Source organism: Pseudoalteromonas sp. T1lg10, from assembly GCF_002964545.1.
Lineage (GTDB): Bacteria > Pseudomonadota > Gammaproteobacteria > Enterobacterales > Alteromonadaceae > Pseudoalteromonas.
The window spans coordinates 489,579-509,289 of sequence record NZ_PQBV01000004.1 but is presented as its reverse complement, the minus strand read 5'-3'; the positions used below and the strand labels follow the sequence as shown (position 1 = coordinate 509,289).

General features: G+C 49.1%; 17 protein-coding genes and 1 pseudogene. 12 read left to right on the top strand and 6 right to left on the bottom strand.

From position 1 onward, the window contains the following. Positions 1-382: 382 nt before the first annotated feature. The 3 genes from fabV to C2M17_RS04705 form a co-directional block, all read right to left on the bottom strand. Positions 383-1,573 carry an enoyl-ACP reductase FabV gene (gene fabV / locus C2M17_RS04715; RefSeq protein WP_105199695.1) on the bottom strand — a complete coding sequence of 397 codons (1,191 nt, stop codon included), beginning with the start codon at positions 1,571-1,573 and terminating at the stop codon, positions 383-385. 86 nt (positions 1,574-1,659) lie between these two features. Further along, positions 1,660-1,974 (bottom strand): BolA family protein, encoded by a 315-nt coding sequence (locus C2M17_RS04710; RefSeq protein WP_105199694.1) that lies wholly within the window; start codon positions 1,972-1,974, stop codon positions 1,660-1,662. A gap of 35 nt (positions 1,975-2,009) precedes the next feature. Continuing rightward, positions 2,010-2,630: an alpha-ketoglutarate-dependent dioxygenase AlkB family protein gene (locus C2M17_RS04705; protein ID WP_105199693.1), complete on the bottom strand. Its 621-nt coding sequence runs from the start codon at positions 2,628-2,630 to the stop codon at positions 2,010-2,012. 41 nt (positions 2,631-2,671) lie between these two features. On the opposite strand from C2M17_RS04705, the gene C2M17_RS04700 reads away from it, so the two are divergent. Genes C2M17_RS04700 through C2M17_RS04685 form a run of 4 tightly spaced genes read left to right on the top strand, consistent with a single transcriptional unit; the run spans position 2,672 to position 6,478 of the window. Continuing rightward, the gene (locus C2M17_RS04700; RefSeq protein ID WP_105199692.1) at positions 2,672-3,808 is read left to right on the top strand and encodes a methyltransferase; all 1,137 of its coding nucleotides are present in this window, start codon (positions 2,672-2,674) and stop codon (positions 3,806-3,808) included. A gap of 2 nt (positions 3,809-3,810) precedes the next feature. Beyond that, the gene (locus C2M17_RS04695; RefSeq protein ID WP_105199691.1) at positions 3,811-4,383 is read left to right on the top strand and encodes a YajG family lipoprotein; all 573 of its coding nucleotides are present in this window, start codon (positions 3,811-3,813) and stop codon (positions 4,381-4,383) included. Then, positions 4,380-5,009 (top strand): peptidylprolyl isomerase, encoded by a 630-nt coding sequence (locus tag C2M17_RS04690; protein WP_105199690.1) that lies wholly within the window; start codon positions 4,380-4,382, stop codon positions 5,007-5,009. Before C2M17_RS04695 ends, C2M17_RS04690 begins: the two co-directional genes overlap by 4 nt. 56 nt (positions 5,010-5,065) lie before the next feature. After that, positions 5,066-6,478 carry an AmpG family muropeptide MFS transporter gene (locus C2M17_RS04685; protein WP_105199689.1) on the top strand — a complete coding sequence of 471 codons (1,413 nt, stop codon included), beginning with the start codon at positions 5,066-5,068 and terminating at the stop codon, positions 6,476-6,478. A 208-nt stretch (positions 6,479-6,686) separates the two neighbouring features. Here C2M17_RS04685 and C2M17_RS04680 read toward each other — a convergent pair whose 3' ends face one another. Next, the gene (locus C2M17_RS04680) at positions 6,687-6,920 is read right to left on the bottom strand and encodes a helix-turn-helix domain-containing protein (protein ID WP_105199688.1); all 234 of its coding nucleotides are present in this window, start codon (positions 6,918-6,920) and stop codon (positions 6,687-6,689) included. A gap of 291 nt (positions 6,921-7,211) precedes the next feature. Between C2M17_RS04680 and C2M17_RS15995 the strand changes: the two genes are divergently transcribed. Then, complete coding sequence (locus C2M17_RS15995) at positions 7,212-7,391, top strand: hypothetical protein (protein ID WP_105199687.1); 180 nt, start codon at positions 7,212-7,214, stop codon at positions 7,389-7,391. A 59-nt stretch (positions 7,392-7,450) separates the two neighbouring features. Here C2M17_RS15995 and erpA read toward each other — a convergent pair whose 3' ends face one another. Then, on the bottom strand, positions 7,451-7,789 hold the full coding sequence (erpA, locus tag C2M17_RS04670; RefSeq protein WP_105199686.1) for an iron-sulfur cluster insertion protein ErpA: 339 nt from the start codon (positions 7,787-7,789) through the stop codon (positions 7,451-7,453). 202 nt (positions 7,790-7,991) lie between these two features. Here erpA and C2M17_RS04665 point away from each other — a divergent pair, with 202 nt between their 5' ends. The 7 genes from C2M17_RS04665 to C2M17_RS04635 all read left to right on the top strand — a co-directional run bounded on the left by C2M17_RS04665 (position 7,992) and on the right by C2M17_RS04635 (position 17,151). Beyond that, positions 7,992-9,674, top strand: a complete 1,683-nt coding sequence (locus C2M17_RS04665) for a chloride channel protein (RefSeq protein WP_105199685.1) — start codon at positions 7,992-7,994, stop codon at positions 9,672-9,674. A 12-nt stretch (positions 9,675-9,686) separates the two neighbouring features. Continuing rightward, positions 9,687-10,121, top strand: coding sequence for a CopD family protein (locus C2M17_RS04660; RefSeq protein ID WP_105199684.1), 435 nt, complete (start codon positions 9,687-9,689; stop codon positions 10,119-10,121). A gap of 126 nt (positions 10,122-10,247) precedes the next feature. Next, entirely contained in the window at positions 10,248-11,264 is a 1,017-nt protein-coding gene (locus C2M17_RS04655) for an aspartate carbamoyltransferase (protein ID WP_105199683.1), read from the top strand. A 24-nt stretch (positions 11,265-11,288) separates the two neighbouring features. Then, positions 11,289-12,569, top strand: a complete 1,281-nt coding sequence (gene hemL / locus C2M17_RS04650) for a glutamate-1-semialdehyde 2,1-aminomutase (protein WP_105199682.1) — start codon at positions 11,289-11,291, stop codon at positions 12,567-12,569. A gap of 418 nt (positions 12,570-12,987) precedes the next feature. After that, positions 12,988-14,355, top strand: coding sequence for an agmatine deiminase family protein (locus tag C2M17_RS04645; RefSeq protein WP_105199681.1), 1,368 nt, complete (start codon positions 12,988-12,990; stop codon positions 14,353-14,355). A 29-nt stretch (positions 14,356-14,384) separates the two neighbouring features. After that, entirely contained in the window at positions 14,385-15,692 is a 1,308-nt protein-coding gene (locus C2M17_RS04640; RefSeq protein ID WP_105199680.1) for a phosphatidylserine decarboxylase family protein, read from the top strand. A gap of 52 nt (positions 15,693-15,744) precedes the next feature. Continuing rightward, complete coding sequence (locus C2M17_RS04635; RefSeq protein WP_105199679.1) at positions 15,745-17,151, top strand: C69 family dipeptidase; 1,407 nt, start codon at positions 15,745-15,747, stop codon at positions 17,149-17,151. Positions 17,152-17,261: 110 nt separating this feature from the next. On the opposite strand, the pseudogene mrcB reads toward C2M17_RS04635, so the two are convergent. Beyond that, positions 17,262-19,555, bottom strand: a pseudogene (gene mrcB, locus C2M17_RS04630) (penicillin-binding protein 1B). Positions 19,556-19,711: the final 156 nt, after the last annotated feature.

Below are 19,711 nucleotides of genomic sequence, written 5' to 3'. Positions count from 1 at the left end.
CGACTGGTACCAAACCGCGTTGTAAATGTAAGGCCAACTCCCCCTAACGACGTTTTAAAAACATCAAAATGAGTAATTATCAACCTACATCAGTAATACAAACGGTATAAAAGAGCACCTATGTCAGCCAGTGTTTCAAGCAACGCAGCGAACTTGTCACACATCTGCCGAATTTTAACATCATTCACGGCGACTATGCGAGTTAAAAAGTAAAAATTATCCAAGGATCAGCGGCGTTCTCGAATGAATAAACTTCAATATAGACCAAAGTCTTAATTCCGCGTGTTCAATTGTGACTAATTGCTAATTAATCACATAACACCGTTACCCAGATACAAAAAAGCCAGTCTTAAGACTGGCTTTTTTAGCAGATACAACCCGATTACAGCAGGTTGTTGATGGCCACATCCGGGTTCACATCCGCGTCATAGTCAACGCCGGCTAAATCAAAGCCGAATAGATGTAAGAACTCTTTGTGGTAACCCACGTAGTCGGTCAGCTCGTCTATGGTATCGGTATCAACCGTATCCCAAATAGTCTGTATGCGCTGCTGCACATCGTCTTCAAGCTCTTTGTAGTTCTGGAACAGGTGACCGCCGTCATCAAAGCGTGGTGTTTCACCGTACAGGTTCTCTTTGAACAGCGCGGTAATTTGCTCGATGGTGCCTTCATAGGTACCGTCTGCTTTCATCACTTTGAATAGTGCTGAAATGTACAGAGGCATAATTGGAATAGCCGAGCTTGCCTGCGTCACTACTGCATTCAGTGAGCTTACATAGGCTTCGCCAGATAACGCAGCAGTCGATGCTTTGATCTCTTGTGCCGCACGGTCCAGGTCTTCTTTGGCTTTACCAATAGTCGCGTGACCATAGATAGGCCAGGTCAGCTCTTTACCAATATAGGTGTAAGCAGTAGTTTTGAAGTTGTCCGCCAATACACCTGCTTCATTAAGAGCATCGATCCACAGCTGCCAGTCTTCACCACCCATCACTTTAACTGTGTTGGCAATTTCTTCTTCGCTGGCCGCTTCAACGCTCACTTCGTCGATAACACGCTTTGAGGTGTTAAGGTTTTTAGTGGTTACGCTTTCACCGATAGGCTTAAGCGTTGACGAGTAAGTTTCACCTGTTTTCGGGTCGGTACGACGCGGTGACGCCAAAGAGTAAATAACCAGGTCTACTTTACCTAGTTCATTCTTAATGGTGTCGATAGCTTGCGCCTTGATTTCATCAGAAAACGCATCGCCATTGATGTTCTTAGCCCAGATGCCAGCTTCGTCGGCAGCCTGTTGAAAGGCCGCAGTGTTGTACCAACCTGCTGAGGCGGTTTTCTTCTCTGTGCCTTCTTTTTCAAAGAACACGCCCAGCGTTTTAGCGCCATGGCCAAATGCCGATACGATACGAGATGCTAGGCCGTAACCTGTTGATGAACCAATGACCAAAACGTTTTTTGGACCCTGGCCCAAGTCACCTTGGCTTTTTACATATTCTATTTGTTGTTGTACATGTGCCGCACAGCCTGCTGGGTGTGCGTTAGTGCATATAAATCCACGGATTTTAGGCTTAATGACCATGATAAAATTCCATATCTTGCCGAAAAATTAGCGCTAGTGTAGCGACTATTCTTCACTACACAGGTCTGATGACTCGCGCCGGGTGTTTAGTTATCAAATTTAGAACCGCCTAAACAGCTCGGCGACTCAGGGGCTTGCCCTTGCTTTTCGCTGAACTCTTCGGGGGTATAGGCATGGATAGCCAGCGCATGAATATGCTCACGCAGCTCCTGTGCCAAAATATCGTTTATAGCGCGATGACGTTGCAGCAGCCGCTGACCGGTAAATTGCTCACTGACCACCACCACCTTAAAATGGGACTCGCTGCCACGGGCATGCATATGGCTTTCATTTTCAACCCGCAGATGTTTGCAGGGAATGGCGGCGCTGAGTTTTTCCTCAATACGCGTTTGCATAGACATAAATAGAGTGCCTGCCAAATACTTAGGTGAGGCTACTATAGCAAAGACGAATCAATGTGGCGAAAGGTTAAATTGATACGCCCCTGAGTCACCTTGCGTTGCTTAGGCAGGCTATGAGCGTAGCAGTGCTGGCTTTGCCCCTTCATAATAAGCAGACTGCCATTGGTCAAGGCCAAGTCAGTTACCTCACCACTGGCTTTATGGCGTAATTTAAACTTGCGCAGCGCTCCTAAAGATATTGAGGCGATTACAGGCTCTGATCCTAATTCGGGTTCATCATCACTGTGCCACCCCATACAATCCAGGCCATGGCGATAGTAATTAATCAAGACCGCATTAAAGTGACAGCCCAAGGCACCGTTGAGACGCTGGCGCATGGCGTCGAGCTCAGGTACCCAAGGTGCGGGCTCAAAACGCTGCTGGGAATATTCATAGGCACTGTCGGCATCGCCCATATAAAGCTGCAAGCGCGGGATAGCGTGCCACTTGCCATAGACCAAAATACTGGGTTGCTGCCAAGGCAAGGTATCACGTAAATGGGCAAACAATCGCTGTGCCTTAACCTCATCAAGGGCATGAGGCTGATAGCTAAACATGCTCGCCGGTAAGCTCGCAGGCAATTGGTCGTTGTTTTGGGTGTGGGTGTTGGCACGCATCGTGATAAACTAGCGCCATTGTCAGTTAAACCTAAGTGCTCATGATAACATCAGCTCAACTAGGTGGTAATACCTACCACTTACATCGCTTGCCATTACAACAGAAAAACCGCAGCCTGCAGGCCTGGGATGCGGCGGATGAATACCTTGTCGACTATATTAACGAGCATCATGCTGATGCCAAGCGCTTGCTGATCCTCAATGATGACTTCGGCGCCCTGGCCTGCGCCTTTAACCAATTAACTTCAGATTCAGTTAGCGACTCGTACATTGCTATACAAGCATGGCAGCATAATCTCAAAGAAAATAACTTGAATACCGAGCAACTTACGCCGCTGACCAGCCTTGAACCGCTTGCCGACGATTATGACCTAGTGATCGGCAAAATACCGAAAAACAGCGGCTATATGCAGCATCAATTGGCGCAATTATCACAAAGTCTGAAGCCTGGTACCCCCGTGGTTCTGGCAGGCAAAACCAAAGCCATTCATACCTCGACCATTAATCTGGTGGAGCGCTATATTGGTTCTGCTACTACCACGTTGGCGCAAAAAAAGGCACGCCTTATCACCGCCACCATGCACAATAAAGCGCAGCAAAGCCCCTTCCCCAAAAGTTGGCAACTAGAAGGCAGCGACTTCACCTTGGTCAATCATGCCAATGTCTTTTCCCGCGACTCTTTGGATATAGGCGCACGCTTTTTCAGTAATTATCTGCCGCAGTCGAAAAAGCCCATTCGCATTATCGACCTCGGTTGTGGTAATGGTGTGATTGGCCTGCAAACCCTGATTAAATGCCCCGAGGCGCAAGTAACCTTTGTCGATGAGTCGGCCATGGCGGTAGCCTCGGCGCGCCAAACCATCCTAGAGAACCTGCCCGATGAACTGCATCGTTGTGAGTTTATCCATAACGATTGCCTAAGCGGTTTTAATGCCCAAGGTTATGACCTGGTGTTATGTAACCCTCCGTTCCATCAGCAAAATGCAGTGACCGATCATATCGCTTGGCAGATGTTTAACGACGCCAAAAAAGTATTGCGTCCCGGCGGTGAGCTTCGTATCGTAGGCAACCGACACCTTGATTACCATGAAAAACTAAAGCGCTTATTCGGCGGCTCCAAACTCCTTGGCTCAAACAAGAAGTTTGTCGTGCTGAGCGCGAAAAAAGTAATAGGATAATTATGTTTAACCGTTTTTCACTGTTGGCTATTATCGCTTTGAGCACGGCACTTACAGGATGTAGCAACCGCTCGGCACAAGCCATCTTAGACCCTTTCTACCAAAGCGGTCAGTTTACTAGCTATAACCAAAGCTTGTCGTTACAGGTGATTGACCAAAGAGCTAAGGCCCCAACCATTTCCATTGCCCAGGGCGAAAATCGTTATTTAATGTCCACCCCGGATTTAAATAACAAGATGCAAAAGGTTTTTACCCAGGCCTTAGAAGCTAACGGCGCCCAAATCAGTGCCATGGCTGGCACCCGTATGCAGGTAGCCATTCACACCTTAAACGCCACCGTGATGCAAAATACCGTGGATCACTACAGCGAGGCGCAAATCGCTCTGCAGGTGTTTGTCGAGCGCAATGGTAGTCAGTTCAATAAAATGTATAATGGCCAAAGCCAGTTTCGCGGTCCCTTTGGCTATGATCAGGCCAAGGTTGAGGCGCAACTAAATAAACTTATCGAACAGCTTGTGGCACGCATTATGAGCGACCCTGAGCTTAACAATTACATGCAAAAGGGAGCGATATGAACACTCGCCTCATCAGTGCCTTTTTTACCTTCTGTTTGTTGCTAACGCCCCTGGCGCACGCGGCGGTACAGGGTGAATTTGTGCAAAAGAGCAATTTATTTCCCCGCGTTGAGTTCACAACCAGCCTAGGCAAAATCACCGTTGAACTGGATCGTTCACGCGCACCACTGACGGTGAATAACTTTCTTACCTATGTGCAAGATGGCAGCTACAAGGGCTCGGTATTTCACCGTGTTGAGCGCGATGAAGAAAACGAGCGCGACTTTGTGATCCAAGGCGGCGGCTACGACAAAGACTATGATGGCCTGCATGAGAATGACCCCATTTTCAATGAAAGTGGCAGCGGTCTGAAAAATGATATGTACACCATTGCCATGGCCTATCAGGACAGAAAGCCGCACTCGGCCACTCGTCAGTTTTTCTTCAACATGGATAACAACGACCACCTTAACCCAGGCAGTGACTGGGGCTTTTCGGTGTTTGGTTCCGTGGTGGAAGGCTTTGAAACCTTAGATAAAATCATGCGCGTTGAAACCGATTACCAAGAAAAGATCGGCTACTCCTATGTGCCCAAACAAGCGGTGATTATTTATGATATCAAGGTGCTAGAGGCACAGCCGTACTAACTCTATCAGGGCGAGTCTAATCGCCCTTTTTCTTCTCGCTAATAATAAGAATAAACATGAGCCACACAGCCCTCTCTTTACGCGATTTCACCCAACATTTTCGCGACCGACGCCTGGTCACCGTGTTTATTTTTGGTATCAGCAGTGGCTTTCCCTGGGTGTTGATTGGCTCGGTCATGAGCGCCTGGCTTAAAGACGAAGGCCTCACTCGTTCGATGATCGGCCTGTTCGGCATGGTGTTTGGCGCCTACTCCATTAACTTTTTATGGTCGCCTCTGGTCGACCGGGTGCGCATTCCATTGCTCACCGATTGGCTGGGTCAACGCCGCAGTTGGATCTTATGCTGTCTCTGCATTGTGTTTGCTGCCACCCTGAGCATGGCGTTTGTCGATATCAGCGAGCAACTATTTGTTATAGCTCTGCTGGCACTGATTATTGCCATCGCCTCTGCCACCCAGGATATTGCCATTGATGCCTACCGTATTGATATACTGGCCGAAAATGAAAGTGAAAAAATGTCGGCGGCGGCGGCCATGGCAACCAGCGGATGGTGGACCGGTTATGCTCTGCTCGGCGCCATGCCCTTTTATGCCGCGGATATTCCCGGGGTGGATTGGCCGGATGTGTATTTGGCTTTGGCGGTTATTGTGGCGCTCTTGATCGTCTATGTATTCTTTGCCCAAGAGCCCAAGTCGAATCGCGAGCTTGTGCACGCCCGATTAGAGCAACAGTATCAGCAACAACTCGGTAAACACGCCACCGTTTTACCACATTGGGTGAATATCGTAATAGCCTGGCTTGGGGTGACCATTATAGAGCCGCTGCGCAGCTTCTTTACCCGTAACGGGGTTAAAACCGCCTTAGCCCTGCTGGCCTTTATATTCCTCTTTAAGATTGGCGAAGCCTTTTTGGCGCGTATGTCCATCGTCTTTTATAAGGAAGTGGGGTTTAGCAACTCGGATATTGCCACCTTTTCCAAGCTCGGCACCGCGGTGCTGACCATTATTTTTGCCTTTTTAGGCAGCCTCTTTAACAGTCGCTTCGGCATCGTAAAGGGCTTATTTATCAGTGGCGTAGCCATGGCGGCATCGAACCTTATGTTCTCCTGGATTGCCGTCGCGGGCCCTAAACTCTCGCTCTATGCGCTGGCCATATTACTTGATGGTTTTACCCAGGCCTGGTCTTTGGTGGCCATGGTGGCCTTTATTTCCATGCTCTGCGATCGCGCATTCAGTGCCACCCACTATGCCTTGCTTGCCTCTTTGGGCAATCTTGGACGCACCCTGTTATCGGGGTACAGTGGTGTCATAGTCGACGATTGGTTGCACGGTGATTGGTCGATGTTTTTTATTCTTACGGCGCTGATGGTAATACCGTCTTTGGTGTTTTTGTTCTTGATACGTAAACGCTTATATCAGTTAGAGCGGCAGTTTCATGAAAATGGAAGGAATGCCAAGGGGCAGGAATAATACCAATTCTGTTAAGTATGTGCTCAGAGATAGCGCTAGATAAATGATGTGCCAACAAGGTGGGATTTTTTATATGTAGTTATTCTACATCGAAAAATTTCAACCTAGTGAGCATGATATTTAGCCCGCTAGAATGATTAGCTATTTAAGTGAATTGGGATAAAACTATAGAGCCCTTCCTGGGCTCCAGAAAATAGGCTTTCAATGCTTATTTGAGTAGCGCTAACCCTTCATAAGGATCCACATCCAGTGCTTCGCAATAACGCATAAATTCAATCACGTCCAAGCGACGTTCCTGATTTTCAATTTTACCTATGAATGAATGCGGCGTACCCAGAACTTGTGCCAAGCTGCGCATGGTATGGCCTTTCTCGTGGCGTTTATCTTTCAGCCACTTGGTTAGTCTTCCATTTTCCTCGGAAGAAACGGTTTTACCCATCATAATTACATCTCCTACTAGATGAATTAAAGTTTCTATAATTATTAGCGAATGAAATTTGCCCGTCTCATTCAGCCAGTATTAAAGCACATGTCCCATTTTAGGTATAGCGTATGTACAAAAGTTTACCTAATTTCGGCGCGAAATAGTTTGCATACCTTATTCAATAAAATACTACTGATAAATTAGATAGATAGCTCTAATTTATCAGGCCTGCGCTAAGTCTTTAATTTTTCTTTAGAGGGTAGGAATTTTGCGCTAAAATTGAGTTAAATCGTCATTTTTGGGGAAAAGATGTTTCGTTTGCTGTTTTTGTTGCCCGTGATTCTCTGCGCCGCTTGGTGGCTGTTTCTCAATGCCAACAATATTCCCCTAAAACAGGGCCGTAAGGGGTTCTTTTATATTATTATATTCTCATTGTTCGTCTTGGGCTTTTTCACCTTGATGGTGTACATAACGAACAGCGATTTATAGACATCAAAAATAAAAAAGCCGCAGAAGCGGCTTTTTTCAAATTTATCTTAATTGCGTGGTTAAACGCTAAAGCTGGCACCACAGCCACAGGTGGTGGTGGCGTTCGGGTTGCTAACGAAAAAGCGCGAGCCTTCCAAGCCTTCGGTATAATCCACTTCACCATCAACCAGGTATTGCAAGCTCATAGGGTCAACTACTAGGGTCACACCATTTTTCACAATTTGCATATCGCCCGGGTTGGCTTCCTCGGCAAAAGTAAAACCATATTGGAAACCAGAACATCCGCCGCCGGTGACATAAACACGCAGCATTAGCGAAGGGTTTTCTTCCTCTTCGATCAACTGCTTAACGCGCGCTGCTGCGGCATCACTGAATTTAATTGGAACTTGCTCGGACATACCGTCTCTCTCACTACCTATTTGTGCAAATTATCTAATACCCGACTAAGTTAATCAAGTATTGGCTGCACCGCCTTGGTTTTTAGCCCCTAAGGCTAAAATACAAAGTCGCAAACCCTGATACTAAACAAGGATTTATTAGATAAGCTTTGATAAACTACTGTTAATAACCCTAGCCCCATCAAAGCCCAGAGGAATTGGTATGCATCTAGAGGCGCTGAGACGTCGCCTTGCCCGGCCAAAAACATCGGCACAACTGTGCTTATTAGGTATTGCCGCCGGCCTTATCGCTGCGGGCCTGATCATCATGTTTCGCCTGACGATTATCATAGCGCAGAACCTGTTCCTCGATGATTTCGACGACTTTACCACCCTCAGTGAACTGCAACGCTTTTTACTCCCGGTAGGCGCCGCCTGCGTTATTGCTTTTTTTGCCTATCTGACCGGCTTTAAGCATTATCGCCTGGGGATCCCTTTCGTTATTCACCGTATGAAGATGCACTATGGGCAAATGCCGTTTTACAACACGGTGAACCAATTTTTTGGTGGCGCCCTGGCGCTGATCAGCGGCTTTTCCGTGGGCCGTGAGGGCCCCTCGGTGCATATGGGCGCTACAGGTGCCAGTATTCTCGCCAATCAATTACACCTGCCTTATAACGCCATGCGTACCTTGAGCGGTTGCGGCGTGGCCGCCGGCATTGCAGCCTCCTTCAATACGCCGCTGGCGGCGGTGATCTTCGTAATGGAGGTGGTCATTCGTGAATACAAGGTGCATATCTTCGTGCCCATTATGCTGGCGGCTGTGACCGGTGCCCTAGCCACTCAGTTTGTTTTTGGTGCCGACTCAGAACTGGCATTGATTAGCGTAACCCCCTTGAGTTTTTGGCATTACCCTTACCTGGTGATCTGCGGCATGACCTTGGGTGCCGTGGCCTATGCCTTTAATAAGAATCTGATGCTGATTATCCGTACCTTTAAACCTCTCTCCATGTTGCCACGGTTGTTAATCGCCGGGGTTATCGCCGGTGGCATAGGCTATTTGGTGCCCCAGGCCATGGGCTCGGGCATGAGTGCCATTACCATCGCCATGACCTCCCCGGATAATGTGCAGCTGCTGCTTACCATATTAATCGCCAAACTGCTGGCCACCTTATTCGCTATCGGTTTGGGGATCCCTGGCGGTATTATCGGCCCGGTTATCGGCTTGGGCGTGGTGATGGGCACACTCATGTCCTTCTTTGCCCACCTTGTGGCGCCGGGCACAGATGTGGCCGGTACCTATGGCGTATTGGGCATGGCCGGCTTACTGGCCGCCACCTTACACGCTCCTTTGGCGGCGTTAACGGCTGTGATGGAGCTGACCTCTAGCCCGCAAATTATCGTGCCCGCCATGCTGGTGATAGTGACCGCCTATGTCACCGCCTTGCAGGTCTTTGGCAATCGCTCCATTTTCTTGCAACAGCTGGATTTCCAAGAGCTCACCTATCAGGTTTCTCCCGCCAAAGAAGCACTGCAGAAGGTCGGCATCATGGCGGAAATGAATGAAAACTTTAAGCTACTGTACTCCGCCGACAAGGAGCAGATCAAGGAATCCCTCGCTCATCTTGATGGGCAAACGCCACTTATCGTCTACGACGAAGATAACGGCTACCGCCTTGCGGAATACGATTTAAACCTGATGTCTGAAGAAAACATCAATATTCTCTATGTTGAACTCGATGGTGTAAGCTCACAGGCCACCTTGGCCGATGCCTTTGATATTCTTAAAGATAAACGCAGTGGTGCTGTGTATGTGTATGATATGCACGATGAAAAAGAAATCGTCGGTATTTTACGCTGGGATCAAATTCGCCACATCCTCACCATTCGTAACGCACTATTATAAAAAGGAAACCCCATGACCTTAGTGTTAGTTTACAAAGCCCTGCACCTGTTTTTTATGGTTGCCTGGTTTGCCGGTATTTTCTATCTGCCTCGGCTGTTTGTGTACCATGCTCTAAACGAAGAAAAATCATGCAGCGCCATGTTAAAAGTCATGGAACGCCGTCTGCTGTTTTTCGTCACTCCTTTTGCAATTTTGACAGCTGTGTTCGGGGTGCTGGCCATAGTGGAATATGGTCGCGAATGGTTCCGCGCCAGCATGTGGCTGCACTATAAACTGGCGCTGGTCTTGGTGCTCTATGCCTACCACGGCTACTGCTTTAAATTACTGGCCGACTTCAAACATGATCGCAACACCCGCAGCGATCGTTTTTACCGCATTTTTAATGAATTCCCGGTACTTATCCTCGCGGCCATTATCTTTTTAGCGGTATTGAAACCAGTACTCTAAAAATACCGAAAAATTTGCTATAGTGCGCAGCCAAACGCGGTGGCGTTTAAATGCCAGGGGCGCACTTGCAAATTCGCCTCTTGGTAGAACACCGAATTATTTACTTTAACGTTTGGGACGACCTCCATGCTACGCTTTCAAGGTGAACACATTCTCTCTGTAAATCAACTCGATAGAGACAGTATCGAGCATATATTTGCAGTCGCAAAACGGATGGAACCTTATGCCAAAAAACAAAAACGCACTAAGGTGCTCGAAGGCGCCATTCTTGCCAACCTGTTTTTTGAACCCAGTACCCGTACTCGCGTGAGCTTCGGCACCGCATTCAATCTGCTTGGCGGTTTAGTGCGCGAAACAACCGGCATGCAGAGCTCGGCATTGGCCAAGGGCGAGTCCTTGTATGATACTGCCCGGGTTATTTCCGCCTATGCGGATGCGGTGGCCATGCGCCACCCGGATGCCGGCTCGGTCGCCGAGTTTGCTACCGGCTGTAGCGTCCCCGTTCTTAACGGTGGTGACGGTCCTAATGAGCACCCAACTCAAGCCCTGCTTGACCTTCTAACCATAGACCGCGAACTAAGCCGTTTTGGCCAAAAGGTCGATGGTATGCACATTGCCCTGGTGGGTGATTTAAAATACGGTCGCACCGTACACTCCTTATCTAAGCTGCTGTGCCACTACAAAGATGTTCGCTTTACCATGGTGGCGCCGGATGGCCTGCAAATGCCGCAGAGCATTCTTGATACCGTGACCAATGCCGGTCACCAAATCGAACTGGTGGATAAAATGGAAGGCAATCTGGCCGCCGATATCGTCTACCAGACTCGTATTCAGGAAGAGCGTTTCCCCAGCCAGGAAGAAGCCAATAAATACCGCGGTGGTTTCCGCATCAGCCAGGCGATTTACAACGCCCACTGTAAGCCAAGCTCGGTATTGATGCACCCATTGCCGCGCGATAGCCGCAGCGATGCCAATGAGCTGGATAACGACCTAAATAGCAACGACAACCTGGCCATCTTCCGTCAGGTACAAAATGGCGTGCTGATCCGCATGGCCTTGTTTGCGCTAACCCTGGGCGTTGACAACCTGGTCGAGAAACATGAGACCACTGTGCCCTGGTTCAGCCGTAAACGTGAAGATTAATTTGCCAACCTAATAGGAAGCAACATGAGCAAAAGCCAAGATTTATTTACCCGCGCCCAAGCCTCGATCCCTGGTGGCGTGAACTCTCCAGTCCGTGCTTTCAACGGCGTTGGCGGTACCCCATTGTTTATCACCCATGCCGAAGGTGCCTACACCTTTGATGCCGACGGTAACAAATACATAGACTACGTGGGTTCTTGGGGACCTATGATTTTGGGTCATAACCACCCGGAAATTAAGCAGGCCGTGCACGAAGCGGTTGAGCGCGGCCTAAGCTACGGCGCGCCTACCGAAGCGGAAATCGATATGGCCGAAAAGGTCAAAGAGCTGGTGCCGTCTATCGACTCGGTACGCATGGTAAACTCGGGCACCGAAGCCACCATGAGCGCCATTCGTCTGGCTCGTGGGTACACGGGTCGCGACAAGATTTTAAAATTTGAAGGCTGTTACCACGGTCATGCCGACTCACTGCTGGTAAAAGCCGGCTCTGGCGCCCTGACTTTAGGTGTGCCTAACTCACCGGGTATTCCTGAAGACTTCGCCAAGCACACGCTGACCGTGTCTTTCAACAACCTAGATGAAGTAAAAGCGATTTTTGCCAAGTACCCAGAAGAGATCGCCTGTATCATCATCGAGCCGGTTGCCGGTAACATGAACTGTATTCCGCCGGTTGAGGGCTTCTTAGAAGGCCTACGTGCAATCTGTGATGAATATAAGAGCGTGTTGATCTTCGATGAGGTAATGACAGGTTTCCGCGTCGCCCTAGGTGGCGCCCAGGCTTATTACAATATCACTCCGGATCTAACCTGTTTAGGTAAGGTGATCGGCGGCGGTATGCCGGTGGGTGCCTTCGGTGGTAAGAAAGAAATCATGGATTACATTGCCCCGGTAGGCCCGGTTTATCAGGCCGGTACCCTGTCTGGCAACCCAATTGCTATGGCCGCAGGTCTAAAAGCCCTTGAACTTCTTAGCGAGCCAGGTTTGCATGAAGAGCTGGAAGCGAAAAGCAAGGCCATCTGTGAAGGTTTCCAAGCCGCTGCAGACAAAGCCGGTATCCCACTTACCACCAACTATGCCGGTGGTATGTATGGCTTCTTCTTCACCGATGCAGACAAGGTAACCAGTTACCAGCAAGCCACCGAGTGCGACTTAGAGCGCTTTAAGCGTTTCTTCCACCTGATGCTTGAAGAAGGCGTATACCTTGCTCCTTCTGCGTTTGAGGCGGGCTTTGTGTGCCAGGCACACGATGACGAAGCCATCGCCCAAACCATAGCGGCGGCCGAGCGCGCCTTCGCTAAGTTATAAGCTGGCAATGAATACTGAAACCGCCGCCCTGGCGGTTTCACACTACTGCAAAGACTTTTGCTTTACCGCTTACCCCAGTACCCAGTCATTGGTTTGTAGCTCAAAAAACCTTACAGTCGCTTACAGATTAACAGCCCACCCGAGATTACCCATTACCACCCTGTGAGTGCAGCCATCCCATAATGACAGCGCCCGCACCTTGATGCCAAATCCAACATAACCCTGCGCTGCCCATTCACCACCGGTAAACAATTAACTAAATTTTAACATTTGAAATTGCGTTTTGATAATCCATAGCTATGGTTTAAGTGCTGTACGAACGTGATCAAATTCAAGGGACTTTGTTATTCGCCTTGTTGGCGAAAAGCGCCTTTGCTTCGACCTGGTTTTTTATAAACAAATCACACGGAGAGTACTTATGACTACCCCCAACAAACGCCCTACGTTAGTTCCTGTTTCCCTGGCATCCGAAGTCAGCCAACTAGTCAAAGAATTACCCAATACCGTCTATCATAACGACACAGCCAGCTGCGTAAGTGCCATTGCGGAGTTTGCGCCTATGGGCGGTGTGCTAATCGCCTACCCTGGCACAGTGGCACCAAGCCAACCTCAGTTTCCGCCCTCTGGACCGCGCTCATTCGGTATTCCGAATGAGTTGATTGTCCGCATGCAGCAAAATGACACCTCAAACCCCGTCCATATTTTTGTGATGTGTGGCGATGTAAGCCAAAAACAAATTATCGATCAAGATCTTAGCGAAACGGCATCGGCACTGGGTTTAACCTATAACCCTGAGCACCTGCATATAGTTCCCTGGGATACGGATACCTTCTGGACACGGGATTTTGGACCTTGGTGGGTGCACAACAAGGATTCCGATTATTACGGTATTGCCAAGCATACCTATACCACCTTAGGCGGCGGCGAAGTGGGGTTAGTTGAAGGTGCGGAGAATGTCTCACCTAAGGAAGGCTTGGGGATCTTTAGACCCAATGATGATTACGGCGCCGTCAAATTTTCAGATTTTCTCAACAATCCCATTCGTCAGTGGAATAAGGCCCGCTGGCATAAAGAAGAGCCAACCAAGTTGACGCCCATCAAGGTGCATAATTTCTATTATTCAGGCTTACTCGATGTGGGCGGTAACTACATGGTTGATGGAAAGGGCAACATAGCTTCCACCTATCTGGTAGCAACGCAAAATGAACTACCCACCCACAATGAGGGGGACCTCTCTAGAAATGCGCCGGAGATCATAGAGAAGCGAATGCACTACATACTTGAGCAACTTAATCGATTTATGGGCATTAGCTCTTATCGCGTGCTCGATGACCCCACAGGCACCTACATCGGTCACATAGATTGTTGGGGTAAGTTTTTATCAGAGGATAAGGTACTGGTTGCCCAATCTGAAAATACCGAGATTAATGAAAAACTTAATGTCATTGCCGATAACTTCGCACAGGAGTATCAGGTCTATCGTGTACTTTGCCAAAACATGTATATTCCTAACGCCGACGAGCCTGCGACAACGGCTGCCTACACTAATAGCCTGATATTAAATAACTTTGTATATGTTCCTCTGTCTGGGCAAGGATACGAAAAATACGATGAAGCGGCCTTAACTGCCTATCGAGCTGCATTACCTGGCCATACGGTTGTTGGCATTGACAGTAAGCCTGAGTTTCCCTGGCTGGGTACCGATGCCATGCATTGTCGCACCCGAGGCGTACCCAGACAGGTGGTCGATAACTGGTTAGCCAGCCTTAAACCAACTCACCCTTAAACCTAACCCTTATAGATGAGGACACTAGTATGAATACCAGTCACACCCCGTATCGAGTTGGCGAATGGCTTCCGCAAGACCAGGAAACCTTAAATGATTGGCTGCGCCAGTTAGCCGCCAAGACCAAGCAGGCGGACTTGCCTTTACAGCCATGCATTCAAGCCTTTAAAGACTACATTGAAGGTGACGCCGGCGCCTTTATGCTCTTTACGCGCATGTTTAATGAACAACCTAAACGCCACAACACACCAATACATGGTGGCGACAGCGGCCCTGAGCCAGCGCCTATTGTCGAAAATTACCAGCAAATGCTGGCCATGTGTAACTACGTGCTCAGCATGCCTCCAGAATTTAACGAAACAGGTCTGGTGGGATTTCCAATCAACGCCATCCTTGATCGGGTGATGGCAACGGAAAGTGGCTACTGCGCCTTTCGGGATCCCACGGTGAACAAGCACTTCAAACGGATCCTCAATGACTGGGGCAACTTTTTAAAATCCAGTGAATCCGTGTCGGTCTTGAATGGCTCCCCCACGGGTTGGTTAAGCGATGCCGCCATGGCGAAAATGGCGGGTTCGCGAGAGGAATTTATTAAGACATTTGAGTGTGATCCAACGCTGCCCCACTATGGCTTTTCCTGTTGGGATGACTTCTTTACCCGTGTCTTTAAAGCGGATCAGCGCCCAGTCGCCGCGCCCGATGATAACAACGTCATCGCCAATGCCTGCGAGTCTGCACCTTACAAATGGGCAACCAATGTGCAGCTTCAAGATACATTTTGGATTAAAGGTCAGCCCTATTCCTTGCAACACATGCTCAATAACAATGCTGATTACTACCCGGAATTTGCCGGTGGTACCGTATACCAGGCATTTTTGAGTGCCACTCAATACCACCGTTGGAATAGCCCCGTCGATGGCGTCATTGAAATGGTGGAATTCGTAGATGGCAGCTATTACGCAGAGGCACCGGCAATAGGTGAAGATCCCGCAGGGCCCAATGAATCCCAGGGCTACATCACGGAGATGGCAACCCGGGCCATTATTTATATCAAGGCCGACAGCCCCGACATTGGCTTAATGGCCTTTATGGCCGTGGGTATGGCCGAAGTATCAACCTGTGACGTCACGGTGAAACCGCAGCAAGTCGTTAAAAAAGGTGACGAACTGGGCATGTTCCACTTTGGCGGTTCAACCCATTGCTTATTATTCAAAAAAGGCGTCAATCTCAGCTTTAACTTCCATGGTCAGGAACTCAATGAAGGGCAAAATTACCTGTTAACTTCGCCGATTCACGTCAAATCTGAAATTGCCACAGTGGTGCCTAATAAGCACTGAGTAAGTCACAACAAAGGAAGGGCAACCTTCCTTTTCTCTTTAAGGATTGATTATGTGTACGAGTGTAATAGTGGCTGCAAATGCAACGACACACGGACAAAATATTGTCTCCCGAAACGAGGATTGCGAGCGTGATATCTGGAACAAGTATTTTGTTTATCGCCAGCAACCGGAATATGCCAATGAGAAAGTCATTGACGATGGCCTGTGGCACCTGGGTAACGGACTCAAAGTACCTAAACCAACACAGGCATTTAGCTATAGTGCGGCACCAGACTTTGACGCCAATAACGAAGCAAGCAACCTAATGCCAGCAAAGTTTCTCTATGAAGAGCGCGGCATCAATGAAAAAAATGTCGCCATGTCGGCCACCAACACCCTGGCCATGAATGACAAGGCGGCGCTGGCCGATCCCTTGCTTAAACAAGGTGGGATCACCGAAGCCGTTATTCCGACCTTAATTTTACCCCAGGCCGAGTCTGCCCGGCACGGAATTCAATTGCTGGGACAATATATTGAGCAATACGGCAGCGCCGAAGTAAATGGTGTCACCATCGCCGACGTCAATGAGATTTGGTATTTTGAAAATGGCTCCTGCCACCATTGGCTTGCCGTCAAAGTGCCGGCAGACAGCTATCTGGTTGTAGCCAATGCCATGCGCATTCATGATATCGACCTGGACTCTCCCGAGGTTCTGCACTCACCTGGGTTATACGAGTTTGTTTGCCAACACCAATTATTACCGGATGCGGATAAACATCATTTTAATTTTGCTAAGGCCTTCGGTGTAACCGGCCAGCCTTATAATGTCGATCGCATTTGGCTTGCTCAGCTTAAGCTCACCCCTTCGTTAGCTCAGCCACCCCGGCAGCAACAATATCCGCTCTTTCTCAAGCCCGACGCCTTGGTGTCTGTTCCCGACGTCATTAGCGTGTTAACGGCCACCTATGAGGGCACCGAGCTTGAGGGTAAAGCAAATCGCCCCATTGGTTATGACAAAACCGCTGAAAGCCATATCATTACTTTAGATAAGCAACGATGCCATGAACTTCAGGGGGTGATCTGGCAGGCCGTTAGCACCCCACTGTGTGCCATGTATCTGCCCTTTTTCGGGGCGGTTCAGTCTTTCCCCGCTAGCTATCATAGCGGCACAAATAACTTTGATGCGCACGGCGCCTACTGGGCATATCGCACCTTGTTCACCTTGGCTTATGCCCACCAACAAAGCGCTGTGTCAGGCATTGGCAATGAAATAAGAGCACAGGAAATTGCCCTCAATAATGAGCTGACTCAATTACTGCCAAACCTCGCGGCCATGATGGCAAACTCGGCGGCGCAGACAATTTCTTTTCTCAACCGCTATACCCTGGGCAACTGCGATTTGATGCTACAGTTTGCCCATCAAAGAAGGAATCAATTGATGAATGAGTTAGCGACCATAGCTCCTGCCACCGAGTAGCCGCACCGAGTCAGTACCTTAGGTAAGCCGAAGGTAAGCCTAAGGTAAGCAACGCATAACACCCATAAAAAAACCGCCGATGGGCGGTTTTTTACATTCAGTGCGCGCCCTTAAGGACGCACACAGCTAGGTCTGGGGTTAAATTCGCTGGCCCGTATCGGCAGTTGAATCACCTTGCCACACCCTGGCGGTGCCTGCATACCGGTTTGCTCGTTAATAAAGGCCCAACGAATTCCCTCTGGACGTTCATCGGCAATGGACTGCGGATTTAGCTGACGCAGATAACGAATATACATCTCCAAGGCGCCCACCGCACCGGTCAGGCCTGTGCTTTGGTTATCATCGCGTCCCAACCAGGCCACGGTCACGGTATTTTGGTCAAAACCGCCATACCAACTATCACGCAGATTATTACTGGTACCGGTTTTACCCGCCAACTGTATGGTGGGGAAATGCTTATTCAAACGTTTACCCGTGCCGTCCTTGGTCACCCGCTTCATACCATATTTAGTCATATACATGGCATCCTTAGGGAAGCGCTGTTGCCACTGCGGCTTGTGCTGATACAGCAGCTTGCCGCCGTTGTCGGTCAAGGCCGAAATACTGGTTAAACGGGTATAGGCACCGTCGTTTGCCAAGGTGGTATAAAGTTGTGCCACCTCATAGCTGGACAGCTCCAAGGCCCCCAGCAGCAAGGAAGGAAACTGGTTGATATGACTTTCTACACCCAGGCCCTGTAAGGTATTGGCTACCTGTCGACGCCAATATCCAGGCCCAGATTCACCGCCGGAATATTAATACTGTTGCTAAAGGCCTTATACAGGGGCAAGGCACCGCGGAATTGGTGGTCGAAGTTGTCCGGACGCCAAACTTTACCGCGCTCGTCGGTGATTTCCAGCGGTTCATCATGCAGCAAGGTACCAAGATTATAACTGGGCACCTGCAAGGCGCTCAGATACACGGCCGGCTTCACCAAGGAACCAATATTACGCTTGGTATCCAGCACCCGGTTAAAGCCGGAATAACGCATATCACGACCGGCAACCAGAGCCGAGACCCCACCCACCTGACGATTCACCGAAAGCATGGCTGCTTCAAGTTGCTCGGTTTTCGGGCGCTTCTCTAAATAAGGCAAGGACTGGGCGATGGCATCTTCCATGGCTTCCTGCTTTTGCAGGTCCAGGTAAGTAAAGACCCGCACTCCGGCATCCAGGGTTTCCTTGTCGGTGAGCAATTCCTTCAACTGGCGATTAACCAGCTCTAAATAACCCGGATAGGTTTTGTCTATATCCCGGCGCATGGGCGCAACATCCAGCGGACGATTAAGGGCATTACGATATTCTGTGGTGCTGATAAGGCCATCTTCCGCCATCAGCCTGAGTACCAGATCGCGACGTTCCATGGTGCGCTCTTCATAGCGGCGCGGGTTGTAATAAGATGGCCCTTTAACCAAGGCCACCAGCAGGGCTATCTGGTCAAACTCCAGCTCGTCGATGGGCTTAGAGAAATAAAACTCCGCCGCCAGACCCATGCCATGTACACCCTTGGTATATGACTGTCCTAAATAAACCTCGTTTAAGTAGGCTTCAAGGATCTCGTCCTTGGTATAACGATAATCAAGAATAAGGGCTATCAAGGCCTCGTTGATTTTGCGCACCAGTGAGCGTTCACGAGTAAGGTAGAAATTTTTTGCCAGCTGTTGGGTCAGGGTGCTGCCACCTTGCACCGTGCGGCCGGCGCGAATATTGGCGTAAAGAGCACGCATAATGGACCATAAGGACACCCCATGGTGCTTATAGAAGTTGCGGTCTTCAACCACCAGTAAGGTGTCTTTTAGCAAGTCTGGGAATTTATCGAGCGGCACAAATTCGCGGTCCTGAGTTTCGTCATTACCGATACGGGCTATTTGCACCGGCTCCAAACGAGCACTCTCAAGACGTTGACCTATATTGTTTTTGACGCTGGCAACCTTGTTGCCGCTAAAGCGCAGCTCAATAATACGGGCCTCTTCATTGACGTCGGCAAACTCGAAGGCACGACGATAAATACGCAAGCGGGTTTTGCTTTGCTCATATTGGCCGGTGTGATTGAGCTTGGTTACCTGGGTATAGTTAAGGCGCTTAAGCTCCCATTCCACCTCGTCCATGGACAGGTATTGCCCCGGGTAAAAGGTCATGGCGCGGGCATATACCTGAGCCGGCAACTGCCATTTATTGCCCTCGAACTGTCGCGTTACCTTGGCATCAAGGTAAATCATATACAGGGCCACGCTGATAACAGTGACCAGGGCGATTTTCCAGGCTAAGGAAAATAACCGCTTACCCAGGCGCCTCATTTTTGACGGAGGTGCGGCCTTAGGTTTTCTCTTCGGTTGTTTCTTTGTCGGTGTCTTTTTTGTCGCCATAGGATTGAAAATGCGTGGCTTGAATGAAAAATTGGTGGAAGCTTAACATACTCATGAACAAAATTAATTGCCCAAGAGTATGCCAAGACAGGGTGCAGGTTAAGGCTAACTAGGGCTAGCTTAACTGGTACTGACTTTTGTTAGCTTATCAAAATC